Annotated in this window: 14 protein-coding genes and 1 pseudogene; 10 read left to right on the forward strand and 5 right to left on the reverse strand. The window is 47.6% G+C overall.

The window, feature by feature from the left end; all coding sequences use genetic code 11:
* Positions 1-190: pseudogene (locus AK963_RS35445) on the forward strand (IS630 family transposase); the annotation flags it as partial.
* A gap of 9 nt (positions 191-199) precedes the next feature.
* Here the strand turns inward: AK963_RS35445 and AK963_RS16240 are convergent.
* Positions 200-982: an alpha/beta hydrolase fold domain-containing protein gene (locus AK963_RS16240; RefSeq protein ID WP_238593756.1), complete on the reverse strand. Its 783-nt coding sequence runs from the start codon at positions 980-982 to the stop codon at positions 200-202.
* 214 nt (positions 983-1196) lie between these two features.
* Here AK963_RS16240 and AK963_RS16245 point away from each other — a divergent pair, with 214 nt between their 5' ends.
* On the forward strand, positions 1197-2375 hold the full coding sequence (locus AK963_RS16245) for a hypothetical protein (protein WP_066016495.1): 1179 nt from the start codon (positions 1197-1199) through the stop codon (positions 2373-2375).
* A gap of 106 nt (positions 2376-2481) precedes the next feature.
* On the opposite strand, the gene AK963_RS16250 is transcribed toward AK963_RS16245, so the two are convergent.
* Both AK963_RS16250 and AK963_RS16255 read right to left on the reverse strand, forming a co-directional pair.
* Positions 2482-3987, reverse strand: coding sequence for a glutamine amidotransferase-related protein (locus AK963_RS16250; RefSeq protein WP_083232704.1), 1506 nt, complete (start codon positions 3985-3987; stop codon positions 2482-2484).
* 135 nt (positions 3988-4122) lie between these two features.
* On the reverse strand, positions 4123-5631 hold the full coding sequence (locus AK963_RS16255; RefSeq protein WP_066016496.1) for an NTP/NDP exchange transporter: 1509 nt from the start codon (positions 5629-5631) through the stop codon (positions 4123-4125).
* Positions 5632-5809: 178 nt separating this feature from the next.
* On the opposite strand from AK963_RS16255, the gene AK963_RS16260 reads away from it, so the two are divergent.
* The 8 genes from AK963_RS16260 to AK963_RS16295 all read left to right on the forward strand — a co-directional run bounded on the left by AK963_RS16260 (position 5810) and on the right by AK963_RS16295 (position 15405).
* A complete protein-coding gene (locus AK963_RS16260) occupies positions 5810-6193 on the forward strand; it encodes a MerR family transcriptional regulator (protein WP_066016497.1) in 384 nt (127 codons plus the stop codon).
* Between the two features lie 61 nt (positions 6194-6254).
* Complete coding sequence (locus AK963_RS16265) at positions 6255-7424, forward strand: isovaleryl-CoA dehydrogenase (RefSeq protein WP_066016498.1); 1170 nt, start codon at positions 6255-6257, stop codon at positions 7422-7424.
* A 17-nt stretch (positions 7425-7441) separates the two neighbouring features.
* The gene (locus AK963_RS16270) at positions 7442-9049 is read left to right on the forward strand and encodes a carboxyl transferase domain-containing protein (RefSeq protein ID WP_066016499.1); all 1608 of its coding nucleotides are present in this window, start codon (positions 7442-7444) and stop codon (positions 9047-9049) included.
* Positions 9050-9070: 21 nt separating this feature from the next.
* Positions 9071-9916: an enoyl-CoA hydratase/isomerase family protein gene (locus tag AK963_RS16275; RefSeq protein ID WP_066016500.1), complete on the forward strand. Its 846-nt coding sequence runs from the start codon at positions 9071-9073 to the stop codon at positions 9914-9916.
* A complete protein-coding gene (locus AK963_RS16280; RefSeq protein ID WP_066016501.1) occupies positions 9909-11906 on the forward strand; it encodes an acetyl/propionyl/methylcrotonyl-CoA carboxylase subunit alpha in 1998 nt (665 codons plus the stop codon). The genes AK963_RS16275 and AK963_RS16280 overlap by 8 nt, the downstream gene beginning before the upstream one ends.
* A gap of 32 nt (positions 11907-11938) precedes the next feature.
* A complete protein-coding gene (locus tag AK963_RS16285) occupies positions 11939-12877 on the forward strand; it encodes a hydroxymethylglutaryl-CoA lyase (RefSeq protein ID WP_066016502.1) in 939 nt (312 codons plus the stop codon).
* 56 nt (positions 12878-12933) lie between these two features.
* Positions 12934-14877, forward strand: coding sequence for an acetoacetate--CoA ligase (locus AK963_RS16290; protein WP_066016503.1), 1944 nt, complete (start codon positions 12934-12936; stop codon positions 14875-14877).
* Positions 14878-14922: 45 nt separating this feature from the next.
* Positions 14923-15405: an adenylyltransferase/cytidyltransferase family protein gene (locus AK963_RS16295; RefSeq protein ID WP_066016504.1), complete on the forward strand. Its 483-nt coding sequence runs from the start codon at positions 14923-14925 to the stop codon at positions 15403-15405.
* Positions 15406-15585: 180 nt separating this feature from the next.
* Here AK963_RS16295 and AK963_RS16300 read toward each other — a convergent pair whose 3' ends face one another.
* Together AK963_RS16300 and AK963_RS16305 are read right to left on the reverse strand one after the other, a co-directional pair.
* On the reverse strand, positions 15586-16296 hold the full coding sequence (locus AK963_RS16300; RefSeq protein WP_139117451.1) for a glutathione S-transferase N-terminal domain-containing protein: 711 nt from the start codon (positions 16294-16296) through the stop codon (positions 15586-15588).
* 83 nt (positions 16297-16379) lie between these two features.
* A complete protein-coding gene (locus AK963_RS16305) occupies positions 16380-16685 on the reverse strand; it encodes a gamma-glutamyltransferase (RefSeq protein ID WP_066016506.1) in 306 nt (101 codons plus the stop codon).
* Positions 16686-16819 lie beyond the last annotated feature (134 nt).

A 16819-nucleotide genomic window follows, 5' to 3' on the forward strand; every position in this document is an offset into this window, starting at 1 on the left:
ACCATTCGCACCGGAGTTAAACAGCTCAGAAAGGCTATGGGAGTGGATGCGGGAGCATGACTTATCAAACAAAGCATTTTCAGGTTATGAAAATATTGTAGATTGTTGCTGTGAAGCTTGGAATAACCTTTGCAGCGAAGCTGGTCGACTGTTCAGTCTGTGCTCCCGTGATTGGGCAGTTATACAGTAGTTAGAAAATTCAATTGGTATTATTTCCCACCAACAGGCGGTCAAGGCCTTCATTGGTATATTGCGTATCCCCGGTTTTCGTAAGATCTGACCAGGGCGTACCCAGGTAGAGTGCTCCCGGAAAAGGAATACCAATCTCTTTAAATTTTAATAACGAGGCGAGAGCAAGATTTCCACCGGCAGAAGTACCACCAAGAATCATCGAATGTGCAGGCCTTTCGGTAAGTAATCCACGATAGACTGAGACAACATCATTCAATGCTGCAGGAAACGGAAACTCTGGAAGCGTTCGATAGTCAATGGATACAACCGGAATCTTCAATCGAGTAGCGATTAACATTGATTCCAGAATGGAAGCATCCCCCCCATTTACTAAAAAAGCGCCACCATGGATTTCCACGAAAAGGTGGTTCTTATGCCTTTCATCAATCTCATGGGGAACCACATATCGAACATTTACGCCATTAATTTGTGAAAGCGTGACATTAACTGGCAGTACTTTCATCAATTCTCGAGCCTTGCCGATACGCCGGGCGTTAGCACTGTTCTTTTTGTCTCTCCACTCCATGATGGTTCCCGGTTTGAATTGGCTGGCCGCTTTTACATCTGGCTGAACTGTATTCGTGATATAGTCTCGTAATCCGGTACTGATATCCTCAGGTACGGGAACCGGTCGTTCAGCAATGTACCAGATAATTTCTCCAGTCTCCTGCGTGCTCTCTTGATTGGTCACACAACCAGAGATTAATAACGAGCACAGGATTATTTTTCCCAACAACAATTTCTTATTCATGGTATTCATTAAAAGATTAAATTTTGAGAGTAGAACTTAATAGAGGATTAATGAAATCAATATGAGTAATACCCATATAGCACGAGGAAATAAATATACTTTTATTTGACACCCAAAGATTTCAAACCTATTTAAGATAACCATCAAAACAACAGCTTAATTCATTTTTCCTGACCATTAGCTTTAACTCATTCACAAGAAAAGAGACCCTGTCATGGTTAGAAGAATTTATCTCTACCTGATCACCCATTTCATTTTCAACCTTTTTCTCATTTCATCAGTATCAGCTTCAGTAACCAGAGAGTTTGACTGTATTCAGTTTCTAAAGCAGACTGCTGAGCAACAGCGAGACCAGTTCACCGTATCAAGGGATCAACTGATTGAAATCCTCAGCAATAGCACTAACTCTGGCTTTAAAACCACTGATTTAGCAGAATTGCTCAGTAATCAAAATTTTGATCCGGACATTGGCAATGGTATTTATCTTGCCAATTTACCCAGATTTATTTCTTACACCAATAAATTCATTGATGCCGATTTCTTCAGAACCCTGCACACCAGAATCAACAAACTCGAAACCCTGGGAAAATGCTTCCACTACCAAGCGCAGAACACATCACCACAGCCCTTGATGGCGTTAAAGCTGTACAAACCAGAAAATAACAGCACTTTTGATGATGAAAACCAAATTTTTATGGGTTATACAACAGCATCAAAAAGCAATGGGAGGCCCACTAAACAGGCACGGGGTACTTCTCCACAAGAGTGCACGACGTACCAATGCAATTTTACTGACACCCCTTTAGAGCAAGCCAAAGAGCTATTGAAGACCCATACAATTATTCGACTGGTTCATAACCCAAAGGAGGTGGAGAAAGTTGTCAGTATAGCGCCAGAACAGCCTGATGAAGATCATCTGCCAATACAAACCTGGTTGACTGAAGTCACCCTGTTTAAAACTGGAGAAATCTTCACTCGTCCCGAGATTTATATGACCATTGCCTATTATTCGGAAGAGCAGCTGATCAGCAAAATCATTCGCCCACTTCCATGGGTGAACAGGAAAGGTTTTAACACTGGATCTTCATTGCTGATGGAGTGGCCGACAGGCAGTGACAGAGCTAAAGTGACCATCCTTGAGAGTGATATGGATATCCCTTACCGATCAATGGCCAATATTGTTCTTGGTATTTTCAAACACTTCATCACTGATTCATACGCGTCTACGGCCATCAACTCAATTACAGATCATTTGCAGGATAAGCCCCGGTCAACACGCTGGGGAGAAGATGATTACATTGGCAAAGTCACTGTTCACAGAAGAGGGACTCATTTGGAAGTAATGACCGATGAAGGAACTGCAACCTTAAAGTTACAGCATAAGTATCAATAACTCCCCCTTCACCTTATCTTCCATCTGAATCATCATGCACCATCCACACGTTGTCCCCCTGTGAATGGTGCCAAGTTTTATTGGACAGCACACTCTGCAACTTGACTCAATTCAACTTCCACTTTGAAGCAAGCTCAAGAAAGTTAGCCATAATGGGCCCTGACTGGTTATAGGGAATAACTGCAGCCGGATGGAACTGGGTTGAGTAGACTGGACGATTCACATTATGCATGGCCTGGATATAGGAAGATCTGGCCATCACAGCGAAATCCTGGTGTTCCTTGATAAACTCATCACTCACCGACCAGCTGTGTATCTCAACCGCCTGAAAAGGGTTTGGGACATTGTCAAAAATCGGATTACTGGTGAACGGTGGCTGGATGGTCACTTTATCAACTGGCTGCCCCTGGTTTTTCCTGAATATTGTGTCATCAAACCACTCCATCCAATGGGCGAATGAAATACCGTAAGCCATGGCAAAAAATTCGTTACCTGCGCACATGCCCATCATGGGAATATCGCGGACTTCTCTCATCACCTCATATTCACCATAGTATTCAAACATAGGCAGATACTGCCAGTCGGCATTATTACCACTGAACATAATAGCCATGGGTTTATGTTTCAGTTTTTTCAATACATCCAGTGAGAATTCGTAGTGCGGTATCAGTACAGTTTTAAACCCTTTACTCTCTACAAAGTCCGCCAGCTGGGTATAAGTAAAACCATTCATCTGATTACCCACCAGAAGTACATATTTTCCTTCCGGTACCTCTGGTACAGATGGGCTGCCTTTGGTGTAAGGAATGATGGTATTGATCTGAGCCTGCAGAGCATTCTGTTTATTGATCAGCAAACGGAAATAACGGGCAGTGACCGGTTTAAAATCAATAATATTACGATAGGTATCATTACCCACCACCCTGGCATCCCTGATCTCTTTCCAGCTGACTCGATCATCACTGTACTGCCATTGGAAGTCCACCAGCCACCCGGCAGCAGGCTTGATACTGCGGGTTGACAGCATCCAGAAACGACTTAGTGCTGTCTTTTTCCCAAGATCCAGTACTACCCAGCTATTTTTTTCCCCTACCCCCAGGGGTGAGTTGTTCCAGAAAGTAAGCTGCCCCTGATCGTCCCAGTCAATGATATTTTTCGGGTTTTCTCCGGAAGATACTTCTACCGTTTTTACCGGAACGCGTAGAAATCCACTGAAGGTTCTGGATCCCTGATAGTCCATAACAAAACGACTGACTGCCCATGGACTGGCAGCTTTTTTATTAAGGGTACGAACCCGCCAGTAATAACGACCATCCTTCAATTTATTTTCCGGCTTAACACGCACCTGAGCAAAATACGGATTTAGTTGTCTGACATTTTTATAGTGGGCAACCACATTCCGGAACTTCTCATCACTGGCAATTTGCAATTCATATTGCCACTTGGGGTCATGACCACTGACAGAAAACGTCATCACCGGTCTGGGATTAGTTAATACCATGTCCCATTGCGGGTTATTGTTCTGCCTGGGTGATGGCAGTTCGCTGATGGATAGAGCAATTACAGGCACGAGCAGTAGCCAAAGTGCAAGAAACGAACGCAGAAGAAGCATAATGAGACTCTTGGGAAAGGACACATGAAGGAGCGCAGGGAGAAGGGGTGATCATTTCGATCTAGAATCAGTTAGAAGTTAGCACATACTCCTGCGCTCACAAGTTCAGGTTTCACAGCTGTATGCAGCTTCTTTTTATTCGACATCACTGTGTTTTTTTGCCAGTAACCTGAATCGCGTACCTAAAGATTTGGCCGATGTTATCCAGACGACAAAGAAACCCAGAACAATAACGGCAACATAAGGTGTTATGGCTGAAAGAGAACCAAAAATAACCAGCAAGACCTGCTGAATCAGCGAGCCGGTAGACTTGCCCAGAGGATTACCAATAACGTCTACGGCTGCCTTGCCTTTCACTTTTTTCTCAGGGTCCAGAGGGATATAACTCATCTCTTTGGTTGGATCGAATAACGAGTACTTGGTGGACTTACTGAGTATATTCTGCAACGCACCCAGAATAACCGTCATCATTAAGGGCGACATTCCCAGGATAAACCAGCCATTGGGTACGCTATCCCGGAGCAGAACAAAACTGAAAAAAAGACAACCGGTGCTCAACAGAACAACAGGTGTGCAGAGTGCCGCCACGGTCCAGCCAAATCGTCGAATGACATTATTAGTCACGAAAAGCATCATGAAGATAGTAAAAATCCCAGTACAGGTAGAAAACAGCCCCATAAACTGATTGTATTCATTCGGTGATGGGTACTGCATTCGCAGCTGATTCTTCCAGGTCACTTCCACCATATTGATACAAACTCCATAACAGATAACCAGCATGGCGATGCAGAGCAAATATCTTGAGCTGATAATCAGCTGCAGACTGTCTTTAATGGAAAGGCTCAACTTTTCCAGCTTTGACTCTGCGGTATTATCCGCCTGATAAAGCTTTGGATCGGTTACCACAAAGCGGTTAATCCACCAGTACACCAGCATAATGAGCAGACCGGCAATGGTTATTACCCCGGTCATGATATTGAGGGAGTACCCCCAGGAGTCAGTTCCTTCAGGTAATGTTTCCCGTGCCTGAGAGGCGTAATAGACAAAAAAACCAGCGGTTGGTAATGCCAGGTTTCCCATCATTCCAAAGAGTGCATAGAACCGTTTTGACTCGGATATCTGGGTAATATGATTGGCAAAGCCCCAGAACAGGAGTGAGAGACAAACACTTCCCCAAAGCTCAGACATCACATAGAAAAGGGAGAAGGTCCAGTTACGGAGAACGGCGATAAACCCTTTAAACCCCAGAGGCAGAATGGTTTCCAGATAGTCAGCCAGCTGATCGGCATGAAGAACATCCCGGCAGGGGTACAAAACAAAAGAAAACAGGCAGAAAAAAAGGATGAACCCCGAAATGATAAAATAGAAAAGCATATTGCGACGAAGCACGTTGCTTAACTTTGCGTAGGAAATAGTAAACAGAATGGCAAAAGGGACATTCACCCATAACTTCAGAAACGGGATAATTTCTGCTCCCGAACCATGACCGGTAATCACCAGTGTATCTTTGGTATCCCTGAGAATGGTGTAAACAAACAAAACCAGATAAAACATCAAGATCATGGGAATCACCTTTTTCAACTCATAGCCATGAACAGGCCAGAGTCTGGCTCTCCATACACTGAATGGATGATTATCTTGCATGGGCTTCCCATTGGGACGAGTGATTCATGATTCTGCTTATAGATAGCCAGTAAACCGGTAAAGTTCCATGCGTGAGCTCTTCGGATAGCTTTACGTTTACGTAAAGGGAATCTATACTCAAGTCATAATAAGAAAACGAAGCGTCTACAAACGCGCTTTAAATAAAGAGCACAGAACAATGTCCGAGACCACGTTCACAATTTCAGAACTCGCCCGGGAGTTCGACCTCACCCCCAGGGCGATACGCTTTTATGAAGACCAGGGTCTACTCAGCCCCAGCCGCAATGGCCTGCAGCGCATATACAGCAAGAAGGACCGTGTTCACCTTAAGCTCATTGTCAGGGGCAAGCGTCTTGGCTTAAGCCTCGCTGAATCCAGAGACCTGATTGAGCTGTATGACCCAACTTCCCGAAATAAAAAGCAGCTCCAGGCAATGCTTGATGCCATTGACACGTCCAGTATGCGTCTTGAGCAACAGCTCAAGGACATTCAAATGATGCGGGATGAACTTATCGAAGCCAGAACCCGCTGCCTTAAAGCCTTGCAGGAAAACGAGAGTTAAATCGTCTCTTCGTTACATAAAACTCATACAGTAATAAGAATAAAAAAGTGAGGAAGCACCAATGAGTCAATACTCAGAGCTGAATTTCAACCTTGGAGAGACCAACGACATGCTCAGAGAGCAGGTCAGGCAATTTGCTGAAAAAGAGATTGCGCCAAGGGCAATGGAGATCGACCAGACTAACCAGTTCCCCATGGATCTCTGGCAGAAAATGGGTGATATGGGCTTGTTGGGTATCACTGTATCTGAACAGTACGGCGGCTCAGAAATGGGATACCTCGCCCATGTCATCGCCATGGAAGAAATCAGCAGAGCTTCTGCCTCCGTTGGGCTCAGCTATGGTGCCCATTCCAACCTTTGTGTAAACCAGATTTTCCGGATGGGCACCGATGCTCAGAAGGAAAAATACCTGTCCGACCTTATCAGTGGTCAGGCCGTTGGCGCACTGGCGATGAGTGAACCGGGAGCGGGCTCGGATGTGGTCAGCATGAAGCTTAAAGCCGAAAAGAAAGGCGATCGCTATATCCTGAACGGAAACAAAATGTGGATCACAAATGGCCCTGATGCATCCACCTACGTTATCTATGCCAAGACGGAGCCTGAAAAAAAATCCCGCGGCATAACCGCATTTATTGTTGAAAGGGATTTCCCGGGATTCTCCAGAGCTCAAAAGCTGGACAAACTGGGAATGCGGGGTTCAAACACCTGCGAATTGGTCTTTGAGGACTGTGAAGTACCGGCAGAGAACATTCTGGGCAACCTGAATGGCGGTGTTGAAGTTCTGATGAGTGGACTGGACTATGAGCGGGTGGTTCTGTCAGGAGGCCCTACCGGCATCATGCAGGCCTGCCTGGATGTGGTTCTGCCCTACATTCACGACCGTAAGCAGTTTGGTCAGTCCATCGGTGAGTTTCAGCTGATTCAGGGGAAAGTTGCCGACATGTACACCCAGATGAATGCCTGCAAAGCCTACCTCTATGCCGTTGCAGCAGCCTGTGACCGTGGTGAAACAACCCGTAAGGATGCGGCAGGCGTCATTCTTTACTGCGCCGAAAGAGCCACCGCTCTGGCACTGGATGCTATTCAGATACTCGGCGGCAATGGCTATATCAATGACTACCCAACCGGACGCCTGTTAAGAGACGCAAAACTGTATGAGATTGGTGCCGGCACGTCTGAAATCCGTCGTATGCTGATCGGTCGGGAGCTGTTCCAGGAAACAGGACATTAAACCAAGGGGAGCTGGTCATGGTTGCACTTACCACAACAATAGCCATAGACAGTGCAGAATTTAATGACAACCGTCGTCAAATGCAGGCACTGGTTGATGAGCTGCAGCAGAAGTCTGATCACCTGAAACAGGGAGGCCCTGAAAAAGCCCGCGAAAAGCACATCAGCAAAGGGAAGCTTCTGGCCAGAGATAGAATTGCCATGTTGCTGGACCCTGGTTCCCCCTTTCTGGAAGTCGGACTATTTGCGGCAGACAATGTCTATAACGAAGAGGTTCCCTGTGCAGGCGTGGTTGCCGGCGTTGGTCAGGTTTCAGGTCGCGAGTGCATGATTGTCGCGAACGATGCCACAGTGAAAGGTGGCAGCTACTTTCCACTCACCGTTAAAAAACATTTGAGAGCCCAGACCATCGCAGAGCAGAATCAACTTCCCTGCATCTACCTGGTGGACTCCGGTGGCGCCAACCTGCCCAGGCAGGATGAAGTGTTTCCTGATCGCGAGCACTTTGGCCGAATTTTCTTTAATCAGGCCAACATGTCCGCCAAGGGCATTCCGCAGATTGCCGCGGTGATGGGTTCCTGCACCGCCGGCGGCGCCTATGTCCCGGCAATGGCCGATGAAAGCATTATTGTCCGGCGTCAGGGCACCATTTTCCTTGCTGGCCCTCCCCTGGTTAAAGCTGCCACTGGTGAAGAGATTACCGCGGAAGCTCTGGGTGGTGCGGACGTTCATTGTCGTAAGTCTGGCGTTGCAGACCATTATGCTAATGATGATGCCCATGCCATCAGCCTGATTCGACAATCGGTATCCCGACTCAACTCCGTTAAGAAAGGCCTGCACGATCATCAGCCAAGTGTTGGGCCACTGTATGACATCAGAGAGCTCTATGGGATTGTCCCTTCGGACTTGAGACAACCTTATAACGTCAGGGAAGTGATAGCCCGCATTGTTGATGGTTCCGATTTTGATGAGTTCAAAGCACTGTTTGGTGAAACGCTGGTGTGTGGCTTTGCCCGTATTCATGGACATCCAGTCGGGATTCTTGCCAACAACGGTATTCTCTTTTCCGAATCCGCCCAGAAAGGTGCGCACTTCATTGAACTGTGCTGTCAGCGCAAAATACCACTGGTATTTCTCCAGAACACTACCGGATATATGGTGGGATCTCAGGCTGAGTCCGGGGGGATAGCCCGTCATGGCGCCAAAATGGTCAACGCCGTTGCCTGTGCCAGAGTTCCCAAATTCACGGTAATTATCGGCGGCAGTTTTGGTGCCGGTAATTATGGCATGTGCGGTAGAGCTTATGATCCCCGGTTTCTCTGGAGCTGGCCCAATGCGCGTATTTCCGTGATGGGTGCAGAACAGGCAGCCAATGTACTGGTTCAGGTCAAGCGTGACGCCATGGAAAAACAGGGTCAGGCATTAAGTGAAGAGGAAGCTCAGGCCATTCGTCAGCCCATTCTTGAGAACTACGACCATCAGGGCAACCCTTACTATGCCAGTGCACGACTCTGGGATGATGGTGTGATTGACCCTGCGGATACCCGTAACGTCCTCGGGCTTGGTCTTTCCGCGGCAATGAATGCGCCCATTGAAGACACCCGCTTTGGCATATTCAGGATGTAAGTCTGAAGAGTACTCATCACAATGAACTACAAAAACCTGATACTCGATATAGAAACACTCAGTGGGCAATCCAGTAAGATCGCTACACTCTGTCTCAATCGGCCTGAAACCGGTAACGCACTGAATGAAGCACTGATTGCAGAAATGCATCAGGCTTTAGATCAGATTGAGCAGATGCCCACGCGCCTTCTGATACTCAAGTCCAATGGGAAACATTTCTGTACCGGTGCTGATCTCAACTGGATGAAACAGTCAAAAGCACTGAGCAAAGAAGAAAATCATCAGGATGCCCAGCAACTGGCCAGATTGATTCAACGGCTGGACCAGTTTCCTGCCCCAACAATAGCCGTGATTCAGGGAGCTGCGTTTGGTGGTGCCCTGGGATTGATCTCCGCCTGTGATATTGCCATCGCCAGTAAATCCGTAAAGTTCTGCCTGAGCGAAGTCAAACTTGGGCTCATTCCCGCGGTAATCAGTCCTTACGTGGTTCGAGCCATGGGAGCTCGCCAGGCAAGACGCTATTTTCTCAGTGCCGAAACCATCTCATCCAAACAGGCACTTCGCCTGAACCTGATTCATGAACGGTGTAAAGAGCAGGACTTATCGTCAACGGTTGAAGCACTTTGTCATCAAATCCTCCAGAACGCACCGGTTGCCATGGCAGAGGCTAAACAACTAATTGATGACGTCAGTAATCAGCCGATTGACGAAAACCTGATTGACCTGACCTGCGACCGAATCGCCAGCATTCGCACGTCACCGGAAGGTCAGGAAGGTTTGAGCGCCTTTCTGGAAAAGCGAACGCCCGGCTGGAGAGAGCCATCAGCAAATAGAAAGCCATCAACAGGGGAGCAACACCATGATTAAACGCCTGCTGATTGCCAACCGTGGGGAAATTGCCTGTCGTATTATAAAAACTGCCCATGCCATGGGCGTTGAAACCATTGCCCTCTATTCCGATGCAGACCATCGGGCACTCCATACGACGATGGCCACTAAAGCTGTCTATGCGGGCCCGAGCCCTGCTCTGGAAAGTTATCTGGATATTGAAAACATATTATCCATCGCAGAACAGGAAAAGGCGGATGCCATTCACCCGGGCTATGGCTTCCTGTCAGAAAATGCCGGTTTTGCCAAAGCCTGCCAGCAAAAAAGCATTATCTTCGTAGGCCCTCCTGCTTCGGCCATTGATGCCATGGGGTCGAAAAGTGAAGCCAAAAAAATCATGGCAGAGGCCGGGGTACCTCTGGTTCCTGGATACCACGGCGATAACCAGAGTAACGAAGAGCTGATGACTGAAGCCGGGTACATTGGTTATCCCCTGCTGATCAAGGCTGCTTTTGGCGGTGGTGGTAAAGGGATGCGCGTTGTCGACAGTTCAGAGAACTTGAAACAGCAACTGGAGTCTGCAAGACGTGAAGCAGAAAAAGCCTTCGGCAATGACAAACTGCTCCTTGAACGTTTTGTCACGAAAGCGCGTCATGTCGAAGTTCAGATTTTCTTAGATCAACATGAAAACGGTGTTTTCCTGTTTGACAGAGACTGCTCACTGCAGCGCCGACATCAAAAAGTGATCGAAGAAGCGCCTGCTCCCGGACTAACTCCAGAACTGCGCGAAGCCATGGGTAATGCTGCAGTAGCTGCTGGAAAAGCCATCGGTTATCAAGGGGCTGGTACCGTAGAGTTTCTGCTGGATGGTGATCAATTCTACTTTATGGAGATGAACACCCGACTTCAGGTTGAACATCCAGTAACGGAAATGGTCACTGATCTTGATCTGGTTGAATGGCAGTTAAAAGTAGCATCTGGAGAGCCTCTCCCATTGGACCAGGAGTCGCTACACTGCCATGGCCATGCGATTGAAGCCCGGTTGTATGCAGAAAATCCAAGACAGGATTTTCTGCCCACCTCTGGACGTATTCTTGCCCTGGAATGGCCAGAAACCCACGGTAACCTTCGTATTGATACCGGAATTCAGGCCGGTGACAGCATCACCGCCTGGTATGATCCCATGATGGCAAAAATTATTGCCAGAGGCTCCAGTCGAAAAGCAGCAATAGAGCAGCTGCAGACGGCGCTGGCCCAGTATTATCAGGCGGGGATCTGTGATAACCGGGATTTCCTGGCCCATCTGCTGGCAACTCATGAGTTTATTGAAGCCCAACTCAGCACAGACTTTATTGATCATTACCCATTCCCCCCTGTATCAATGGAACAGCGGCACCAGCTATTAGCCGTTGCAGCTATATATCAGTTTGAAACACAGGCAGCCCAAAAACCGGTTAACGATAATTTATTTCAGCAGCAACCTGGCTCGAACTTACATGTGGAGTCCCTGATACAGCTCTACCTTGATGATCAGAGCTGGCAAATTCGAGTTAGCAGGCAAAAGGCTGGCTACCAGCTCTCGTTTGCTGAACATGACTTGTTTATCACCGCAGACTGGCAGGCAGAGCCACAGGGCATATCCTGCTCACTGGGAATCAGCATTACTGATCACACTAAAGGCGGTTCACCTTCTGATAACACGCTGAGTTGCAGAGTGATCCCTCTCCCCGGAGAAAGACTGAAAGTCATTCTTCCCGATATCAGCCATGAAGTTGCACTTCCTGGCCATCCCATGGAACATGAAGAAGATCAGGATAATGTCCCTCTTGCCCCCTTGAGCGGCTCAATCACCTGCGTGATGGTAAACGAGGGTCAGTCTGTGGAGCAGGGAACCCCACTTCTGATGATGGAAGCCATGAAGATGGAACACTGCATCACAGCAAAAGAGCCCGGAACCGTTGAGCGGATACTTTATAAGGAAGGTGACCAGGTTGCCGCAGGTTCTCCATTACTGACGTTCACCGAATAAGCTATAAAAACAATATAAAGTGGAGCAAAAGGATGTCCAGTGACACAGCCAATTCACAGCGACTGCCAGACAGGGTCACGCTGGTTGAGATGGGGGCCAGAGACGGGCTGCAGAATCAGCCGGAGATACTCTCCGCTGAGATTCGCTCAGAGCTGATCAACCATCTTGCCAGAACCGGCCTGCAGCGTATTGAAGCGGGTAGCTTTGTGTCGCCCAAAGCAGTTCCTCAAATGGCAGAGTCCCATAAAGTCTTCGGCCTGCTTCATCGACAACCTGGGGTCACCTATGGTGCCCTGACCCCAAACCTTAAAGGTTTTGAGGCGGCTCTGACCGCTGGCGCTGATGAAGTGGCCGTATTTGCTTCCGCCTCAGAAGGGTTCAGTCAGAAAAACATCAACTGCTCAATTGCCGAAAGCCTGCAGCGTTTTTATCCTGTTATGGAAGCCGCAAAAAAACATGGTTTGAAAGTCAGAGGCTATGTCTCCTGTGTCATGGGGTGTCCCTATGATGGTGATATACACCCTGCCGCTGTTGCAGAGGTTGCCGGGCAACTCTGGCAGATGGGCTGTTATGAAATTTCCCTCGGAGACACCATCGGCGTCGGTACGCCTCTCAAAGCCAAAAAGGTTCTGGAACACACTTCCAGAACGATTCCCATATCATCACTGGCTGCCCACTTTCACAATACCTATGGACAGGCGCTTGCCAATGTTTTTGCACTGCTCGAAGAAGGGCTTGCAGTCATTGATAGTTCTGTTGCCGGCCTGGGAGGATGCCCTTATGCCCCTGGAGCATCAGGCAACCTGGCCACAGAAGATGTGGTCTATATGCTGCATGGGATGGGAATAAAAACCGGGGTAAATATGGAGGAACTGCTAAAAGCAGCTACATTCATTTGTGACCAACTGGGCATAACCTCAAGATCAAATGCCGGGTTTGCATTAAGCAGGTTGATTCACCCTTCGGGATGAACTGCAACTCACCAATCAAGAAGGCTCTCCAGAAGAGCATCCAGAAGAGAAGGCTTATGTCAGCACTGTGGATACCGGATCAAAAAACAATAACATCATCCAATCTTCAGGCATTCATCAACCGCGTTAAAGAAGTCACAGGTTTGCCACTGGAGAATTATTCGGACCTTTACCGATGGAGCATCGAAGATCGTCCAGCCTTTTGGCAGCTGCTTTCAGAGTTCTACAGGGTACAATTTCATGCACCACCCTCCTCTGCACTAATAAACGACAGAATGCCAGGTGCTGAATGGTTTCCCGACTCAACACTGAATTATGCAGAACATCTCCTGCAGCGAAAGGATCATAAAACCGCCCTGATATTTAGAGGAGAGAATGGCTGTCGCAGAACCTTGAGCTATGAGGAGCTCTATCAATCAGTAGCGGCTGCCCAGCAGGGGTTGATTCAGTCGGGTATCAAAAAAGGTGATCGTGTAGCAGCCTTTATGCCCAACTGTCCGGAAACCATTATTTTGATGCTCGCCAGCACGACGCTTGGCGCCATCTGGTCATCCTGCTCTCCAGATTTTGGTATTCAGGGCGTTCTGGACCGTTTCGGACAGATTGAACCCAGACTACTGCTCACCGTAGACGGTTACTTTTACGGTGGTAAAACCATCAACTGCATGGAAAAAATAGAGCGGATTCAGCAAAAAATCCCCTCTCTGGAAATGACCGTCGTTGTGCCTTTTGCCAATCCTGAGCCGAATATCGAGCCGCTCAACAATGCTGTGCTCTGGCCTGATTTCTGCCAACCATCGAATGACCCATTGAGCATCGTTCCTGTCGAGTTTAATCATCCGTTGTTCATTATGTACTCTTCAGGTACAACAGGCGTTCCTAAATGCATCGTACATGGTCACGGTGGCACTCTGCTGCAACACCTCAAAGAGCTGGGGCTGCATACAGACCTGAAAGAACAGGACACAATTTTCTACTTTACGACCTGTGGCTGGATGATGTGGAACTGGCTGGTTTCATCACTGGCTATTGGCGCGACTGTCGTTTTGTTTGACGGTTCCCCTTTTTATCCCGAACCATCAACCCTGATGGATATGGCAGAGGCTGAGAACGTTTCTATTTTTGGCACCAGCGCCAAGTACATTGCCGCCCTTCAGAAAGCAGGAGTCAAACCTGCCAGCAGCCATAACCTTGAACATCTTAAAGCCATTCTCTCCACCGGCTCCCCCTTGCTTCACGAAAGCTATGACTATGTGTTTCAGGATGTAAAACCCGATGTGCGCCTTTCTTCCATATCTGGTGGAACGGACATCATCTCCTGCTTTGCCCTGGGCTGCCCGATATTGCCGGTGTATCGTGGTGAACTGCAGTGTCGGGGACTGGGTATGGATGTTCACTTTGTGGATACAGCAGGTACTCCTTTAATCGAAGAGAAGGGAGAGCTGGTCTGCCAGTCCAGCTTCCCATCCATGCCTATTGGCTTTTGGAATGACCCCGACGGCAGTAAATATCACAACGCCTACTTCGACGAGTTTAAAGGGGTCTGGGCTCATGGAGACTACGGCGAGCTGACCCGGCATGATGGCGTCATCATTCATGGTCGGGCAGATGCCGTCTTGAACCCAGGAGGTGTTCGCATTGGTACCGCCGAGATCTATCGACAGGTCGAAAAGGTAGAGGAAGTGCTCGAGAGCATTGCGGTAGGGCAGGAATGGGAAGACGACACCCGTATTGTGCTGTTTGTTCAGCTGCGTGATGGCGTGACACTCAATGATGAACTGATCAGGAAAATCACTCACACCATCCGCAGCAACACAACACCTCGTCACGTTCCTGCCAAGGTTCTACAGGTAACCGACATACCAAGAACCATCAGCGGTAAAATCGTTGAGCTGGCGGTACGTGAAGTTATTCACGACCGCCCCGTAAAAAATACCGACGCTCTGGCCAACCCAGATGCCCTGGATCTCTTCAGAAACCGTCAGGAACTTTTTTCCTGACGAGGTTTCTAACCATCTTTATTTCCTCCGGGTCATGAACTCAATATGTCGGTAAACACGAAAATTATTTCACTTGAAGAATTCAAAGTCTGGAAAGACGGTTTTCAGGGTATCTTGGTTGCAACAAACGGAGTCTTTGATCTTCTCCATCCGGGTCATATGGAGTATCTTGAAGAAGCCAGTGAACTCGGAGATGCTTTGGTCATAGCCCTTAACAGTGATGCATCCGTCAAATCTCTAAAGGGCTCTCAACGTCCCATTATTTCAGAATTGGAACGGGCTTATATGCTGGCTGCTCTGGAGTACGTGGACAAAGTGATTATTTTTGAAGAAACCGAAGCTCTGGATACCCTTCTGACAATCCACCCGGATATTTATGTCAAAGGGGGGGACTACAATATTGAAACTATCAACCAGACAGAAAGGCACGCTTTGGAAGCCAGAGGAGTTAACATCAGAATACTTAAGTATAAAGCAGGGTTTTCAACCACCAGAATGATTGAAAAAATTGCAAAAGCCTGCCGGTAGCTTGCATACAGTTTCAATTAAAATAAGGCTTACTCTCACTTCAAGCCTTACTTAAAACCTGATCGGCAGATTCACGCTGTGAATCTGCTGCCTATTACGTTAAAAAATCACCTCATTCTTATCAGGCAACTCTCTTATTGCTTCAAAGTAGCGTAAGGAGTTCAACTTCCAAGGCATTCTTCATAGAACTTGGGAACCATCTAAATGAGCCCTTGGGGCTCTCTCAGCCAGATAATTAAATAGGGATAGCATTCGCTGGAACCACACCTGAACCGGATCGTCCTCAGACAAAAGCTGAGTTGAAGAGGTACAGTTTGCCCACTGAAAGGTTCCAAATAGTAAATAATCGGCTCCGCCAGGTTGATCACCACTCAAATAGGCCTGCCATTCCAGTGTCTTTCTGACAGGCTCAAGCAACGCCCGAAAATCCTGAACAGCCTTTTCGGATGTGTCTGAAAATGACTCCAGTGACATGCCAAGACGTTGCTCTCTAGAGGCCCGGAACCACGCCTTATCGTTATCATGAAGGCAGTCGAAAATATCAAGAATCAGAATTTTTAATAAAGGCAGGTGAACCGTATTTTCCACCCAGAGCTTCAGGTTATAGGCAGACTCTCTCGCTGCATCATCGGTAAATAGCTTTGGCTCATCGCTATAAGCCGTATCCAGGTAATTTAATATGGCCCAGGAATCATGAATCACATGATCACCATCCACCAGAACGGGTACTTTCTTTTGATTACTGAAAGCTATTCGGTCTTTTTCGGTAAACCGCCAGGGCCGATACTCAACAGATAAACCCTTATGAGCCAGAGCCATTTTTACCCTCCAGCAATAAGGGCTAAAGCGCAGCGAGTCATTCTGGCCTGCAAGATCATATAACGTCATCATCACTGTTATTCTTCTGGTTTAGTGGAAAGGCAATACCAAAGCTACGTAATGAGCAAGAGGACATTATAGGGAAATAACTATATTCAGTCCCCCATAACAGCACCTTCCCGCCGTGGATCTGCCGCTCCTTCCAAACCTGACTCCTTGATAACAATTGCATGCAGGCCGCTGTTAAGATCACGGACAGAAACCTTATACCCCATCTCTGTTAGAGGCTTTACAAGCTCTTCCGCATCAGTTCCAGCCTCAAGCTCATAATAGCCATGCATATTTATTCGGTGAGATAAACTGACAGCGTCATTCACGGGTAACTGCCAGTCCCGGTGAGCAATGATCGTTTTAGCAACATGAAGAATGATACGACTGCCACCAGCTGAACCAAGAACCATATAGGGCTGTCATCACCGGCGTAAAAAGTCCTCAAAACACCAGTCCAAAATGACCTGTCGTTAAGTATAGCTTTTTGGGGTGGTCTGCAAGTCTGATAGTTCCAGAAAGTTAAATATTTTACTAAGCTGACTCT

Origin of the sequence: Endozoicomonas atrinae (genome assembly GCF_001647025.1) — a bacterium.
GTDB classification, from domain to species: domain Bacteria; phylum Pseudomonadota; class Gammaproteobacteria; order Pseudomonadales; family Endozoicomonadaceae; genus Endozoicomonas; species Endozoicomonas atrinae.